Origin of the sequence: Paracidobacterium acidisoli (assembly GCF_003428625.2) — a bacterium.
In the GTDB taxonomy this organism is placed as follows: Bacteria; Acidobacteriota; Terriglobia; order Terriglobales; family Acidobacteriaceae; genus Paracidobacterium; species Paracidobacterium acidisoli.
In genome coordinates this window covers 131,901-146,023 of the sequence record NZ_QVQT02000003.1, presented here as the reverse complement: position 1 = coordinate 146,023, position 14,123 = coordinate 131,901, and the positions used below count along the sequence as shown (strand labels likewise).

Genomic DNA, 14,123 nt, shown 5'->3' with positions numbered 1-14,123 from the left:
CCGCACACTTAATCCGCCGGCATCACAAGGTACTGTTCCAGCTTTCCATCCGGCATCGTGTAGGTCGTAATCGTCAGCCGCTGGCTGCTGTGCGGAAACTCCACGCGATAGATGCGGAAAGTCATGCCGCCACGTTCATCCTCACCCACCTGCTTCAGACCTGACGGCGTACCCAGCGGCGCCAGACTGCTGTGGAAGTCATCTACCGCCTGCTGGCTGAAGTATGCATTGCAGTTCTCTGTAAACAATGAGCGGTCGATTCTTCCCTGCTGAAAACCCTTAAAGACCGTGAGCGCCTGCTCTTCCGCCTTGTTCGCCGGCGCTTCCTCGACGCCCAGCAGGATCGGTCCCAGTTGCCGCGCAATGCGCTCCGCTGCCGGAGATGCATCCTGATTCGTCAGTACAGCAATCGCGATTTTGTCCTGCGGAAAGACTTCATTCTCGGAGACAAAGCCCGACACCTCGCCGGAATGCTCGTAATAAGGATGGCCACTGAGCTCTCGCACAAACACGCCCAACCCATAGTGCGTATCGCTGCCGTCCTTCAGCTTCACCGCATCGGCCATCTCGTCATAGGACTTCGTCGCGAGCAGCGAGCGATCCATCATGCTGATGTCCCATTGCGCCAGGTCGTAGGCCGGCATCGCGAGCTCACCGGCAGCAAACATCCAGCCCTTGCCTTCGCCCACAGCCGGACGCAGCGGTCCCAGAGCGTACCGCACATATCCCTGCGCATCCGTATCGCCCAGCTTCTCCACGTCGGAATTCCACACGGCTTTCATATCCAGCGGCCTGAAAACATGCGCCCGCAGAAACTTCATCAGCGGCATTCCGCTTACCTTCTCCACGATCTGCCCGGCAATCACGTAATTGGTATTCGAATATTGCCACTTTGTGCCTGGATCGAAATCCAGCGGCTTCTTTCCCCATACATCGAGAATGTGCTGCGCTGTCGTCGCTACCCGCATCGGCGGCATCGTATAGTCCTCTGCGTAATAGTCCTGATAGCCCGAGGTGTGTGAAAGCAACATGCGGATCGTTACCTCATTCGCCCGCGTCAGATCCGGCAGATACTTCGACACCGGATCGTCAATCGACAGCTTTCCCTGTTGCTCCAGCATCAGAATTGCCGCTGCCGTGAACTGCTTCGAAATCGATCCGATCGAGTACCGCATCTTCGGCGCGGCGATCTCCGGAGGATCAAGACGCGCTTTGCCGTAACCATGCGTATAAACGATGCTGCCGTGCTCGACGATTGCGATCGATGCACTCGGCACTCCTGTATCCGACAGAATCTGACCCGCCGCAGTATCGATCTTCAGCTTCAGCTCCGGCGGGATCGTATCCACCGCCAGACCTGCGGGTGTACTCGAGGCATAAAGGGGAAGCGGCAGCACCCCGAAAGAACAGCTGAGCAGGAAAATTCCGAAACGGCGCATCACGTATCTCCGAACTCAAAAGGGTATCAGTTCATACAGGCCGAAGAGCAGGCAGAGTGGTATGCTTGCCGCCGGGGCATTCCTTCATGTTTCCCCTGTTCAGAGCGCTCACACTGCTTTTCGCGACAGCCTCACCCGGCGCGGCGCAGCATGGTCTCATTTACTTTTCCGTACCCAGAAGCGAGCTTGAAGGGCAGGTCCACGCCGTCCCGCAGACCGATGCGGCACGCTTCACCCACCTGCAGGAGTCCTTCATCACTCTTGGCTGCCGCGGCGGGCACATGGAAGAGCAGATCGTTCATGGCAGGCACCAGGCTAAGGGCAAAAACCTTATCTGTACTCTGCCTGGCACCACACCCGACACTATCGTCATCGCGGCTCATTATCAGCTTGAGGGTCATGGACAAAGTGTTGTCGATGACTGGAGCGGAGCCATGCTTCTTCCATTTCTCTTTGAGGCCCTTCAGGCTCAGCAGCGCGACCATACCTTCGTCTTTGTGGAAGCCTGGAATTCTCAGGGAGCCTCTGCCTGGATGCACTCCCGTACAAAGCAACAGCAGCGCTCCATCCAGTCCATGATCGATCTGAATGCGCTCGGGCTCGGCGATACCAGCTATTTCAGCCCGTCTTTTATCAGCCCATCTCCGCAACTTGCGACCCTTCATCTGCAGGAGGTGCTTGGCCTCGCCGCCGAAGTCGATGGTACTCAGAAAAAACTGCCTCAGCCCGTTGATCCCACTCTGTGGCTGCGCACGGACGACACCGAGTCCTTTCGCTCGGTCAGTATTCCTGCCATTCTGATCCACTCCGTCTCCATAAATCAGTACCGCCTGCCCGGCTCATCGCAGGACATACCTTCAGCTATCGACCCCAATGCCTACTACCGTTCCTACCGTCTGCTCTGCGCCTTTCTGATCGAGCTCGACAATTTTGCCAGCCATCTCGACGAAACTGAGTCAAATTGGCTCAGGTCCGCACGCAACGGTTCTCCAGTCCACCCATCGGCCTCCATGTCTCCTCACTGATACACTCAGTCTTTCCAAAAGTCCTGAAAGAGAGATCAGCATGACCACACGCCGCGACTTTCTCTCCCTGGGAGCACTTACCGCCGCCGGCCTCGCTGCTGAAGCCGCTCCGGCACAGACCGGAAGCGAAGCCGCCATCGCCGAAAGTGTCAAACAGCTCCGCCCTCCCAGGCAGCCGGTCATCGTTACGCGCACTACCGGCGATCAGTCTGTGCAGGAGGCCTATCAGATGCTGCTCGATGGAGCCGACACACTTGACGCCGTCCATCACGTCTGCCTCGGCCGCGAAAATGATCCGAAGGATCACAGTGTCGGTCTCGGCGGACTACCCAATGAGGAAGGCGTCGTTGAACTCGACTCCTGCTGCATGCACGGACCCTCCAGAAATGCGGGCTCCGTCGGCGGTGTGCGCAACATCCGAAATGTCTGCCTCCTTGCCCGCAAAGTTTACGAGCACACCAGCCACGTCATGCTGGCCGCCGAGGGTGCCGAGCGCTTCGGCGTCGATCTCGGTTTCAAACGCGAAGACCTGCTCACCGATGATGCTCGCAAAATCTGGATGCTCTGGAAGGAGAATCATTCGCAGATGGATTGGTGGGGGCCCGGTCTGACCAGCTCTGACTGGAAAGATCCCTATGCCGGCAAACCAGCTCCGAAACCAACGATTGATCTGCATGGCATCTCCAGACTGCAACCCTCACCCATGCCTGTAAGCCCAGCCGAGCCGGTCCGATGGGGTGCCATTCCACGACACCCTACCCCCGAATGGGCTGGCATAATTCGCGCCGAAATGGAACGCCTCACACGTATGGCTGCCGATCTTGGCATTCCATCCGAAGATCGCCTCTTCGCTGCAGAACAGGTTCTGTGGCCCACCACCGGAACCATCCATGTCTCGGCGGTGAATCCCAAAGGAGAAATATCCGGCGCTACCACCACTTCCGGCCTTGCCTGGAAGCTGCCTGGACGTCTCGGCGACTCTCCCATTCTCGGCGCAGGTTCATGGACCGATCAGGATGTAGGCTCCGCCGGCGCCACCGGCTCAGGAGAAGAGAACATCAAGGTCGTTGGCGCACACACCATCGTCGAGCTTATGCGCCATGGTCTCAGTCCCCGCGATGCCGGCCTCGAAGCGCTTCGCCGCATCGTCCGCAACTACAACGGCGACATGCGGAAAATCCGGCTGCTCGATATGGAGTACTACATCGTGCGCAAAGATGGAGCTTACGCCGGAGTCTCTCTCTGGAACACCAGTCCCACCGGCAAACCCCGCGTCTTCGCCGTCCATGACGGTACTTATCGCATCGAAAAGCACGTTGCTCTCCTCGAAGGCTCGCCGGAAGAATGGCCGCCATTCTGAAATGCAGTGTCAATAAATACTGGCCTCTGTTCTGAGTACACTGGAAGAACATGAAGCGACTGCTTGAGGGCTACGCAAAGTTCCGCCGCGAAGCGTTTGAACCGCGGAAAGACCACTTCCATCTTCTTTCGGAGATTCAGTCGCCGGAAGTGCTTTTTATCACCTGCGCTGACTCCCGCATTGTGCCCGATCTGATTCTGCAGACGGAGCCCGGAGATCTCTTCATTTGCCGTGTCGTGGGGAATGTCGTTCCGCCGGCCGGTGAGCTGCCAGGAGGCGTCTCCTCCACCATTGAATATGCCGTGGAGGTGCTGAAGGTAAGGCACGTCATCGTCTGCGGCCATTCTGACTGCGGAGCAGCGAAAGCAGCGCTCAATCGTGATTCCCTTCAGCGGTTACCGCTGACGGAAAAATGGCTTCGCTACATTGAAAGCGCCTGGAACTATCTCGATCCTGGCGTCTCCAGAGACGATCCCAAAGCGCTGCACACCGCGCTCATCCATGCCAATGTCATCGCCCAGATGGAAAATCTGAAGACCCATCCTGAGATTGCCCGCGGCCTGACGTATGGAACGATTCAGGTTCACGGCTGGTACTACGACATTCTCACCGGCACAATCGAGGCGTGGGATCAGAAAGCCCGCCGTTTCGTGCCCCTCGAAGAGTTCGTCCTGCCGGAAGAGGCCATACTGGCTCCCCGCAGCTGATCGGATCAGGACTCGAGCAGCGCAGCGCGCAGAAGGCGCGTCAGATTCGCTTCCAGGCCCAGCTTCAGCTCCTCGTCGCCCATCTCCGGAAACTCCACGCATAACTGCGCCAGCAATTCTCCGTGGTCTCGCGTGCCATCCAGCATCTGCAGCAGACCGCGCACTCTCATATCATCCAGCTGCACCGTTCCATGCCACAGGTTTGCTGCATGTGGATGAACCCGCGCCTCCTGACGGCTCACCGCCGTCGCTTTCGGCTTTTCCGAAACCACATCCGCTACTGCGGGCTCATAAACATGCAGCTCAATCATCCGCGCGATCGCCATCTGCTGCAGCAACCGCTGTACATGGGCTTCTGATCGCAGCCCGTCTTCAGCCGCGGTTTGCCGCATCTCCTCATATCCCAGCGTGCGCGGCCAGGCCGTCATCAGCCGCTCCATCACGCCAATGGCCGGAGCCTGATCACAGCCCACCTTCAGGCCACCCGGCAGATTGTAGGCACACACGCCTTCACGCTCCCCCGCTGCCGGCGTCGCCTGCGATGCAAATCGCATTTCGCGTAAAACATCACCAGCGAGATCTCGCTGCACTGGCTGCTCTGCATGGACCAGAAGCGTCTCGCGATACATCCGCATCCGCGCAAAATCCAGCATCTGCTCCAGAGCGACCGTATCGTCTCCGGCAATCTCCCGCAATGCCTCCATCAGCTCAGGCCGAAAAGAGGGATCATTCGGCACCGGCAGCACCGATTCGCTCAGATACTCCAGACCATGCCGGCGCGCATGCTGCACAAACGCTGCCACGGACACCGGCGCATAGACCGGACTGAGCTCATCGTGAAACAGCACCTTCGGACTGCGCTTTCGCAGTTTTGTGAGCTGTTCTTCCGTCAGTCTCCGATATGGGTCCTCTTCGGGTCTCGTCCGTATCAGCAGGCCCAGCAGGTCCAGTCCCGCTGCCGCCTGCTCTTCCGGTCCCATCGCGTTCCCGGCCGCATGCTCCGCACGCCACACGATTGCTTCGCGGATCATATTCCGCATGTGGCTTCCCGGCAGTGCGTTGTAGCTCACGAACGCTACCCCATTCCTGGCCAGATGCGCGCTGCATAGTGCCAGCAGACGGTCGCGGACCGGCTCGGGGACCCAGGCATACACGCCGTGAACAATGATGTAGTCATATTCGCCAAGGCCGCCGCTTTCAGGCGCGGTTTCTGCCTCCATCAGGTCTCCCTGGAAGAGCCGAATGTTGGTCAGACCGAGCTCGCCGATACGCTGCTGCCCGCGGGCAATGGGCAGCCCTGCCAGATCGAAGCCGGTAAACTCCGCTGCGGGCAGCTCGTACGCCATCGGAATCAGATTTGCGCCCTCGCTGCATCCGATCTCCAGTACCCGGCACGTCGCTACCGGCGCAGGCTGCAGCCCATGCAGGGCGGCCATCACCGCCAGCCGGTCGGGATGCGTATCGGGATAAGAAAAGCCCGGATATTCCACCGTGTCATAAGAAGTTTTCGGAGCATTGGTATTGCCGGCCATTCTTTCCTGCCTCCGGTGCCCACACAGTGTAGCCGGTAAGGCCGAAAAGAATTCCAGTGATCCGACTTTACAAATTTGGCCGCAAGCTCCGGATAGTGCGGTACCGGCCCTCTCCCTCATCGTGAAAACAGCACGGAATCACTCCGGCGATATCCCAGGCGATCAGGAAGAGGACTATGCATCGGACAATCGAACCCGCAATTCTTTACTTCGGCACACCCGTCGTGCTGATCAGCACACTGAACGAGGACGGCTCGCCGAACCTTGCTCCCATGTCTTCGGCCTGGTGGCTTGGATGGCGCTGTCTCCTCGGCCTGGGAGCACGCTCAAAGACGCCGCAGAACCTTATCCGCACCGGCGAATGCGTCCTCAACCTGCCCTCGGCTGAGATTGTGGCGCAGGTCAACCGCCTGGCGCGTCTCACTGGCTCCGACCCCGTGCCCGAGCACAAAATCAAAATGGGTTATCGTCACGAGCGCGACAAGTTCGGTGTCTCCGGCCTTACGCAGCAGCCGTCAGAGCTGGTCAACCCGCCGCGTGTCCTTGAATGTCCTGTACAGCTTGAGGCCAGGCTTACCCATATCCATCCGCTGGCGGAAGACGAAGAGCCGATGAAAGGACGTCTCCTTGGGCTTGAGGTTCGCATCGAGCGCGTCCACATCGACGACAACCTGCTGCTCGATGGCGAGACCAACCGGATTGATCCCGATAAGTGGCGGCCGCTTATCATGAGCTTCCAGCACTTTTATGGTCTCGGACCGCGACTGCACGATTCCACTCTCGCGAAGATCCCCGAATCAATGTACAGAGCGGCGCGCCCCAACCCCTCCGTCGCTGAAGAAGTCACCGCGCAATGACAGGCCGGCGGACGCACTGCTCCTCAGTGCGCTCCTGCCGGTCCCCGGCCCGGACGTGCTTTTTTGAAGAACCATACCAGGATGACGCAGGCAAATGCCAGCAGCGACGTCCACCGAAAAATATCAACATACGCCCACAGCAGCGCTTGCCGCCCAAGCTGCTCATACAACTGTCCTGCCGCCGCTCCGCCTGCATTGGGAGAAGCCGTGTGATGGCTCAGATAGGCAGAGATCTGTGCCAGCCGCTCCTCGAACCAGTACTGCGATCGCGTCGCCAGCCCCGCAATCTGCGTCTGGTGCATGGCCGATCGTCGTATCAGCAGCGTCTGCGCTACCGAAATGCCGATCGATCCGCCGACATTGCGCAGCAGATTGAAGATGCCGCTGGCATTGCCGATCTGCTCATTCCGCAGCGTGCTGTAACACTGCGTCGTGATGGGCACAAAAACAAAGCTCAGCCCAAACCCAGTGATGATAATCGGCCACAACAGCGTCGTCGGGCTGATACCCAGGTTCACGTCGCCAAAGATCAGCGAAGTAAATCCGAAGACAATAAAGCCAAACGTCAGCAGATAACGCGCATCCAGGCGATTGGTCAGATAGCCGATGATCGGCATTCCGAGAATCGCCCCGATACCACGCGGCGCGACCACAATGCCCGCGGCAAAGGCGGTGTATCCCAGCAGTTCCTGGTAAAACAGCGGCAGGATCGTGATCATCGAGTAGATACACACGCCGAACATCATGATCAGCGCGCATCCAATCGCGAAATTCCAGTTCTTCAGGGTTCGCAGATCGACCAGCGGCCTTTTGCTGCGCCAGGAGTGAACGATAAACCAGACAAACGCGATCACCAGAATCAGGACAGCCCAGCGAATCCACACCGCTCCGAACCAGTCGTCTTCCTGCCCCTTGTCCAGCACTATCTGCAGGCAGCCCGTCCACACTGCCAGCAGCCCGAAGCCCAGGTTGTCGAAGGCGCCGACCTTCGCGTTCTTCACATAGGGCGGATCGTGTACAAAGCGGCTGATCATATACACCGCCAGCGCGCCTACCGGAATATTGATGTAGAAGGCATAGCGCCAGCTATAGGTATCCGTCAGCCAGCCGCCCAGCGTCGGCCCCAGAATCGGGGCCACCACCACCCCGAAGGCGAACAGCGCCATTGCCGCTCCGCGCTTCGCCGGCGGAAAGCTCTCCAGCAGGATCGCCTGAGACAGCGGCTGCAGCGCTCCGCCTCCGGCGCCCTGGATAATGCGCGCAATCAGAATGAAGGCCAGCGTGGGCGCCGCTCCACAGAAAAATGAGGCGATCGTGAAGATGATCACGCAGGTGATCAGGAACCGCTTGCGGCCAAAACGAAGCGAAAACCAGTTGCTGGCCGGCAAAATGACCGCATTCGCCACCAGATAGCTGGTCAGAACCCATGTTGCCTCATCGTTTGAAGCGGAGAGCGACCCTGCGATATAGGGCAGCGCGACCGATGCAATGGCGGTGTCCAGCACCTCCATAAACGTCGCCAGCATCACGGAAACCGCGATGAGCCAGGGGTTTACGCCAAAGTTTTGCGCCTGCTGGTCGCTCTCGGCTGCCATCTGCCTCTGAATAAATCTTTGGAATCTGCCGGTCTATGAATCTAAACGATGGACGGGAGTCGAATCGACCCCAAAACTTCTATCAAGCCCTGTTCTGTCTGTTGGATACGCAAACCTGGCTGACGGATGCAGCCCTCGCGGCCGAATCTGAAAAATTGCTGCCTATAGACCTTCATCTCGCAGATTTAATGACACTTAGCATTACTGCATCCTTCCATTACTTTCTCGCATCAGATACATTGACAATAAGTCACTCAAGTGCGAAGCTGGGTACGGAGAATAGCCCGCAGGGACTTATTCAGGAGCAGGGACAGCAATGGCAAAGATTATTGGAATCGATCTCGGCACGACCAACTCGGTCGTCGCCGTCATGGAGGGCGGCGAGCCCAAAGTGATTCCCAATGAGGAAGGTGGCCGCACCACCCCTTCCGTCGTTGGATTCACCAAAAGCGGTGAGCGCCTCGTCGGCCAGGTGGCAAAACGCCAGGCCATCACCAACCCCCAGAACACGATCTACTCGATCAAGCGGTTCATGGGCCGTCGTTATAACGAAGTAAACGATGAAATGAAGATGGTGCCTTATAAGGTGAAGCAGCAGGGCGACCATGTGGTCGTTGAGGCTCAGGGCAGGGACTATACTCCGCCCGAGATCTCCGCGCTCATTCTTCAGAAACTGAAGAAAGCAGCGGAAGACTACCTTGGCGCCAACGTTACCGAAGCCGTGATTACCGTCCCGGCTTACTTCAATGACGCACAGCGTCAGGCGACCAAGGACGCCGGCAAAATCGCAGGTCTTGAAGTCAAGCGCATCGTCAACGAGCCGACCGCGGCCGCGCTTGCCTATGGTCTCGACAAGAAGAAGGACGAAACCATCGCCGTGTACGACTTCGGCGGCGGCACATTCGATATTTCCATCCTCGAAGTCGGCGAGGGTGTCATTGAGGTTAAATCGACCAACGGCGACACTCACCTCGGCGGCGACAACATCGACCAGCGCATCGTCGACTGGCTGATCGATGAGTTCAAAAAGGATGAGGGCCTCGACCTCGGCTCGAAGGGCAATGAAATGGCCCTGCAGAGGCTCAAGGATTCGGCCGAGCGTGCCAAGATCGAGCTTTCGACCGCGCTGGAAACGGAGATCAATCTTCCATTCATCACCGCCGATGCCAGCGGTCCGAAGCATTTGGTCAAGAAAATGTCCCGCGCGAAGCTGGAGCAGCTGGTTGAAGACATCCTGCAGCGGTCGATCGAGCCTTCAAAGAAGGCTTTGGCCGATGCCGGTATCGACGCCAGCAAAATCGATGAGGTTGTGCTGGTCGGTGGGCAGACGCGTATGCCGCGTATCCAGCAGATCGTCCGTGATCTCTTCGGCAGGGAGCCTCACAAGGGTGTGAACCCCGACGAGGTTGTCGCCATCGGCGCCGCAGTGCAGGCCGGCGTGCTTGCAGGTGAGGTGAAGGATCTGCTGCTGCTCGATGTGACGCCGCTGACCCTGGCCATCGAAACGCTGGGTGGAGTGGCTACGCCGATGATTCCGCGCAACACGACCATCCCGACGAAGAAGACAGAGACCTTCTCGACGGCGGCCGATAGTCAGACCGAGGTCGAAGTGCATGTCCTCCAGGGCGAACGGCCTATGGCGGCGCAGAATCGCACTCTGGCCAAGTTCAAGCTGAGCGGCATCCCTCCGGCTCCGCGCGGCGTGCCGCAGATCGAGGTCACTTTTGACATCGACGCCAACGGCATCCTCAACGTAACCGCGAAGGACAATGCCACGAGCAAAGATCAGAAGGTGACGATTACCTCATCTTCGGGCCTCAGCAAGGACGAAGTGGAGCGTATGGCGAAGGAAGCTGAAGCCCACTCCGCCGAGGACAAGGCGAAACGCGACGAGATCGAAGCGCGCAATGGTCTCGACAACCTCGTCTATAACATCGAGAAGATGCTGAAGGAGAACGGCGACAAGGTCTCCGGCAGCGACAGAAGCGATGTGGAAGCTGCGCTGGCCGAGGCAAAGAAAACCCTCGAAGGCCAGCCACCGGCGGCCGAGCTGAATGCGGCACGGGAGAAACTGACCGCTGCCTCGCATAAACTCGCCGAGGCGATGTACAAGGCCAACGCGACGCCGGGAGGTCCTGCTCCGACCGACGGCGCGCAGGCCGCCGCCGGAGCGGGGGATCAGAAGAAGGACGAAGGTGTTATCGACGCGGAGTACGTCGACGTCGAAGATAAGAAGTAAGGCGGTGCCTGCACCCGGAAGATCCGAGGCGGGCCCGCTCACTGAGTCTGGTATTTGGTATGGGGCGTTCCGAAAGGAGCGCCCCGGTTTTCAGCAGGATGTAAACGAAGGCAGAACCGGAACGGCAGTTTTTTGCGTACCCCAGGCAGAAGAAATCAGTTTCGGAAAGGCAGTCAGAGGAAATCAGATGACCGACACATTATGGAAATGCGAGCAGTTACGGGCTGGCGCGGTCACCAACAAAGTGATGTTCAACACCCGTGAGGAAGCCGAGCGCTTCGTCGCGCAGATGCAGAAAATGGAGCCCGACCTCTTCTGGCGTATGGAGCCCGTCGAGGCCCGAATGGTCTGGAATTAAGGCTGATCCGGAACTAAACGAATGCCTGAGGGAAATGAAATCCACCGCTTCGCCGACCGTCATGCAGCCGCCTTTGCGGGCAAACGCGTGCAGGTGGATTCGCCCAACGGCGCCTTCCCCGATGCAGCCCTTCTGTACGGCAGAAAGCTGCAGGCTGTCGAAGCGTATGGCAAGCACCTTGGTTATTTCTTCGGACGCGATCTGATCCTGCACATCCATCTCGGCATGTATGGCGATTTCCGGGATGGCCGGATGCCCATGCCGGAAGAAAAGGGCGCGCTTCGGCTGCGCATGTGGACCACTCGCGACTGGATGGAGCTGCGCGGCGCTATGGACTGTTCACTCTTCGACGAAAAGAAGTGGCAGAAGCTCATGGCCCGCATTGGCCCCGATCCTCTGCGGCCTGGCTCCGATCCGGAGCCGGCCTTCGCGTGGATCAAAGAACGGACTGCCCCTGTCGGCCTTTTGCTTATGGATCAGTCCATCTTCGGCGGCATCGGTAATATCTTTCGGGCGGAGCTTTTATTCCGCGCAAAGATCAATCCCTGGCGCCCTGGCGGTCAGACGGAAACAACAGCCCTGCGCGGCATCTGGAAAGAAGCGAAGACTCTGATGCGCGAGGCGATGGTCGATCGCCGCATCGTGACTACCCGGTCGAAGCATCGCCCGCATAAACGCGGGCCCGCTGAGGACCACGAAGTACACTACGCTTACCGCCGGGCCGGCAAGCCATGCTTCGTCTGCGGTGCAACAATAAAGAAGGCCGATATGGGTGGACGCACCGTGTACTGGTGCCCGGAGTGCCAGAAAGACTAAACCCGCTCAGCAGGAACAAGAGAGCAGAAACACATGGCGCAAACGCAGCACAAAGATTATTACGCCACGCTTGGCATCAAAAAGACGGCGACCGCGGATGAGATTCGCAAAGCCTTCCGCAAGCTCGCGCGCAAGTATCATCCCGATGTAAACCCCGGCGATAAAAAGGCCGAAGAGAAGTTCAAGGAAATTTCCGAAGCCAACGACATCCTCAGCGACGAGAAGAAACGCAAGGTTTACGATCAGTTCGGCTTTTACTCCGATCAGATCGATCCAGCCGCTGCCGAGGCTGCTGCCCGCTCCGGATACACGCCCGGAACCGGCGGCACATCCTCCCGCCAGGAAGTTCCGTTTGACTTTGGCGGATTCGACTTCTCCGACTTCGCCACCGGTGCCGGAACACAGCGCCAGCAGACCGGCAGCGCTGGCAGCGCCGGTACCGCCGGGTGGGGCGGCTTCAAGGACATCTTTTCCGGCATCTTCAATCAGGGCGGCGCACCCCAGCAGACCGGCCCGCAGCCTGGCACTGATCTCGAGTACCAGGCCACCGTTGATTTCTGGACCGCTATTCGCGGAGGTACTGCCCGTCTGCAGATTCAGCGCCAGGAGCTGTGCCCTACCTGCAAAGGCAAAACCTCTACCGGCGGCGCGCAGACCTGCCCTGAATGCCACGGCTCCGGAACCGTCACGCAGATGGGCGGCCGTATGAAGTTCAACATTCAGTGCCCGCGCTGCGGTGGCACGGGCAAGGTGCAGAATGCCTGCCCCACCTGTTACGGCCAGGGCACGCTGCACCGTACCGAGACCATCGAATTTCGCGTCAAGGCCGGCACGCGCGACGGCCAGCGTATCCGTCTTGCCGGCCGCGGCAATGCCGGCACGAACAGCGGCCCGGCTGGTGATCTCTACCTCATTATCCGTACCGGCTCGCATCCGGTCTTCTCCCGCGAAGGTGACGACATTCGGATTATTGTGCCGGTTACCGTGGCTGAAGCTGCTCTGGGCGCAAAGATTGAAGTTCCTACCATCGATGGACGCACGCAGCTCAGGATTCCGCCCGGCACGCAGAGCGGCCAGAAACTGCGCATGCGGGAGCGCGGCGTTGCCTCGGCAACACGCGAGGGCGCACGTGGCGATCAGATTGTCACCGTCGAAATCACGGTGCCGCAGGTGCGCGACGAGCGATCCAAGGAGATTCTCCGCGAATTCGCCAAACTCAATCCTGACGATCCCCGCGAGTCCATGTGGGCAAAGGTGTAAAGTCTCTTATGAATTGTGGGAGCAGCAGGGAATGGCAGTGACCGAACAGACGCAGGACCAGAAAGTCGCCAATGAGCTGCTGAATGCCGCCATGTCCTTTGCCCGCGTCGTACTCCGCCGTTACGGCGAGCTGGGTCCGTTCGGCTTCTTCATGGATAACGATCGCCAGGTAGAGCGCGCCAAACTCGATATTCCACGCCTTCCCCGCGATCCGGAGCGCCTCTATCATCTGCTCGGCGAATATCTCGTGAAAGAGGCCCGCCGCGGTTCCATCAAGGCTGCGGTAATGGCGGCGAACATCGCGCTCAGCCAGCCCTCGAAGGAAGGTTACCGCGACGCAGTGCTGCTTCATATCGAGCAGAAGAACGGATACTGTACCGAAGCCGTCATTCCTTATCGCATCATCGGCGGACAACTTCGTAACCTGTTGCCTCGCCGCATCGCCTTCGGACAGATCGAAGCAACTGACGCCCGGGCAAAATTATTTACCAGCTGACCTGATCCTATGCCGACCAAACGCAAATCCAAAGGCGCATACATGATCTCGGCAGTGGCCGAGATGTACGACATCCATCCGCAGACCCTGCGTCTTTACGAGCGTGAAGGCCTGCTGAAGCCGTCGCGCACCGAAGGCAATACCCGCCTTTATACCGATGAGGACCTGGAGCGCCTTGAATTCATCCTCAATCTCGCACGCGATCTCGGAGTCAACATTGCCGGCATCGCCATCATTCTGCAGATGCGCGAGCGCATGGAGGAGATGAACCGGCAGATGCAGGACTTCATACACTACGTTCGTACCGAGATGCTCTCACGCATGCAGCAGGCCGCTCCGCAGGGCGCGGCTATGGTTCCGCTGCGCCGTCCCGTTGACGTTCCGGCAGCGAAGGCCAGACGTTAACGTCCTGATATGACACCGCGATAACGTCCCTCTC

13 protein-coding genes are annotated in these 14,123 nt (G+C 58.9%); 10 read left to right on the top strand and 3 right to left on the bottom strand.

Annotated elements, in window-relative coordinates:
* Window positions 1–8: 8 nt before the first annotated feature.
* On the bottom strand, window positions 9–1,349 hold the full coding sequence (locus tag D0Y96_RS08090; protein WP_350449006.1) for a serine hydrolase domain-containing protein: 1,341 nt from the start codon (window positions 1,347–1,349) through the stop codon (window positions 9–11).
* A 176-nt stretch (window positions 1,350–1,525) separates the two neighbouring features.
* Here D0Y96_RS08090 and D0Y96_RS08085 point away from each other — a divergent pair, with 176 nt between their 5' ends.
* From D0Y96_RS08085 to D0Y96_RS08075, 3 genes are read left to right on the top strand one after another with little or no spacing between them, the layout of a single operon-like run.
* Window positions 1,526–2,464, top strand: coding sequence for a M28 family peptidase (locus D0Y96_RS08085; RefSeq protein ID WP_117298878.1), 939 nt, complete (start codon window positions 1,526–1,528; stop codon window positions 2,462–2,464).
* Window positions 2,465–2,504: 40 nt separating this feature from the next.
* Window positions 2,505–3,824 (top strand): isoaspartyl peptidase/L-asparaginase, encoded by a 1,320-nt coding sequence (locus D0Y96_RS08080; protein WP_117298877.1) that lies wholly within the window; start codon window positions 2,505–2,507, stop codon window positions 3,822–3,824.
* 50 nt (window positions 3,825–3,874) lie between these two features.
* Window positions 3,875–4,531 carry a carbonic anhydrase gene (locus D0Y96_RS08075; protein ID WP_117298876.1) on the top strand — a complete coding sequence of 219 codons (657 nt, stop codon included), beginning with the start codon at window positions 3,875–3,877 and terminating at the stop codon, window positions 4,529–4,531.
* Window positions 4,532–4,536: 5 nt separating this feature from the next.
* On the opposite strand, the gene D0Y96_RS08070 is transcribed toward D0Y96_RS08075, so the two are convergent.
* On the bottom strand, window positions 4,537–6,063 hold the full coding sequence (locus tag D0Y96_RS08070) for a methyltransferase regulatory domain-containing protein (RefSeq protein WP_158562311.1): 1,527 nt from the start codon (window positions 6,061–6,063) through the stop codon (window positions 4,537–4,539).
* Window positions 6,064–6,239: 176 nt separating this feature from the next.
* Between D0Y96_RS08070 and D0Y96_RS08065 the strand changes: the two genes are divergently transcribed.
* Window positions 6,240–6,920, top strand: a complete 681-nt coding sequence (locus D0Y96_RS08065; protein WP_117298874.1) for a flavin reductase family protein — start codon at window positions 6,240–6,242, stop codon at window positions 6,918–6,920.
* Between the two features lie 23 nt (window positions 6,921–6,943).
* On the opposite strand, the gene D0Y96_RS08060 is transcribed toward D0Y96_RS08065, so the two are convergent.
* Entirely contained in the window at window positions 6,944–8,515 is a 1,572-nt protein-coding gene (locus tag D0Y96_RS08060; RefSeq protein ID WP_117298873.1) for a DHA2 family efflux MFS transporter permease subunit, read from the bottom strand.
* Window positions 8,516–8,831: 316 nt separating this feature from the next.
* On the opposite strand from D0Y96_RS08060, the gene dnaK reads away from it, so the two are divergent.
* The 6 genes from dnaK to D0Y96_RS08030 all read left to right on the top strand — a co-directional run bounded on the left by dnaK (window position 8,832) and on the right by D0Y96_RS08030 (window position 14,089).
* Entirely contained in the window at window positions 8,832–10,754 is a 1,923-nt protein-coding gene (gene dnaK, locus D0Y96_RS08055) for a molecular chaperone DnaK (protein ID WP_117298872.1), read from the top strand.
* A gap of 187 nt (window positions 10,755–10,941) precedes the next feature.
* Window positions 10,942–11,112 carry a hypothetical protein gene (locus D0Y96_RS08050; protein ID WP_199480216.1) on the top strand — a complete coding sequence of 57 codons (171 nt, stop codon included), beginning with the start codon at window positions 10,942–10,944 and terminating at the stop codon, window positions 11,110–11,112.
* A 21-nt stretch (window positions 11,113–11,133) separates the two neighbouring features.
* A complete protein-coding gene (locus D0Y96_RS08045; protein WP_117298871.1) occupies window positions 11,134–11,928 on the top strand; it encodes an Fpg/Nei family DNA glycosylase in 795 nt (264 codons plus the stop codon).
* 33 nt (window positions 11,929–11,961) lie between these two features.
* On the top strand, window positions 11,962–13,188 hold the full coding sequence (locus D0Y96_RS08040) for a DnaJ C-terminal domain-containing protein (protein WP_117298870.1): 1,227 nt from the start codon (window positions 11,962–11,964) through the stop codon (window positions 13,186–13,188).
* Window positions 13,189–13,219: 31 nt separating this feature from the next.
* Entirely contained in the window at window positions 13,220–13,684 is a 465-nt protein-coding gene (locus D0Y96_RS08035) for a hypothetical protein (protein ID WP_117298869.1), read from the top strand.
* A 9-nt stretch (window positions 13,685–13,693) separates the two neighbouring features.
* The gene (locus tag D0Y96_RS08030; RefSeq protein WP_117298868.1) at window positions 13,694–14,089 is read left to right on the top strand and encodes a MerR family transcriptional regulator; all 396 of its coding nucleotides are present in this window, start codon (window positions 13,694–13,696) and stop codon (window positions 14,087–14,089) included.
* The last annotated feature ends 34 nt before the right edge of the window (window positions 14,090–14,123 follow it).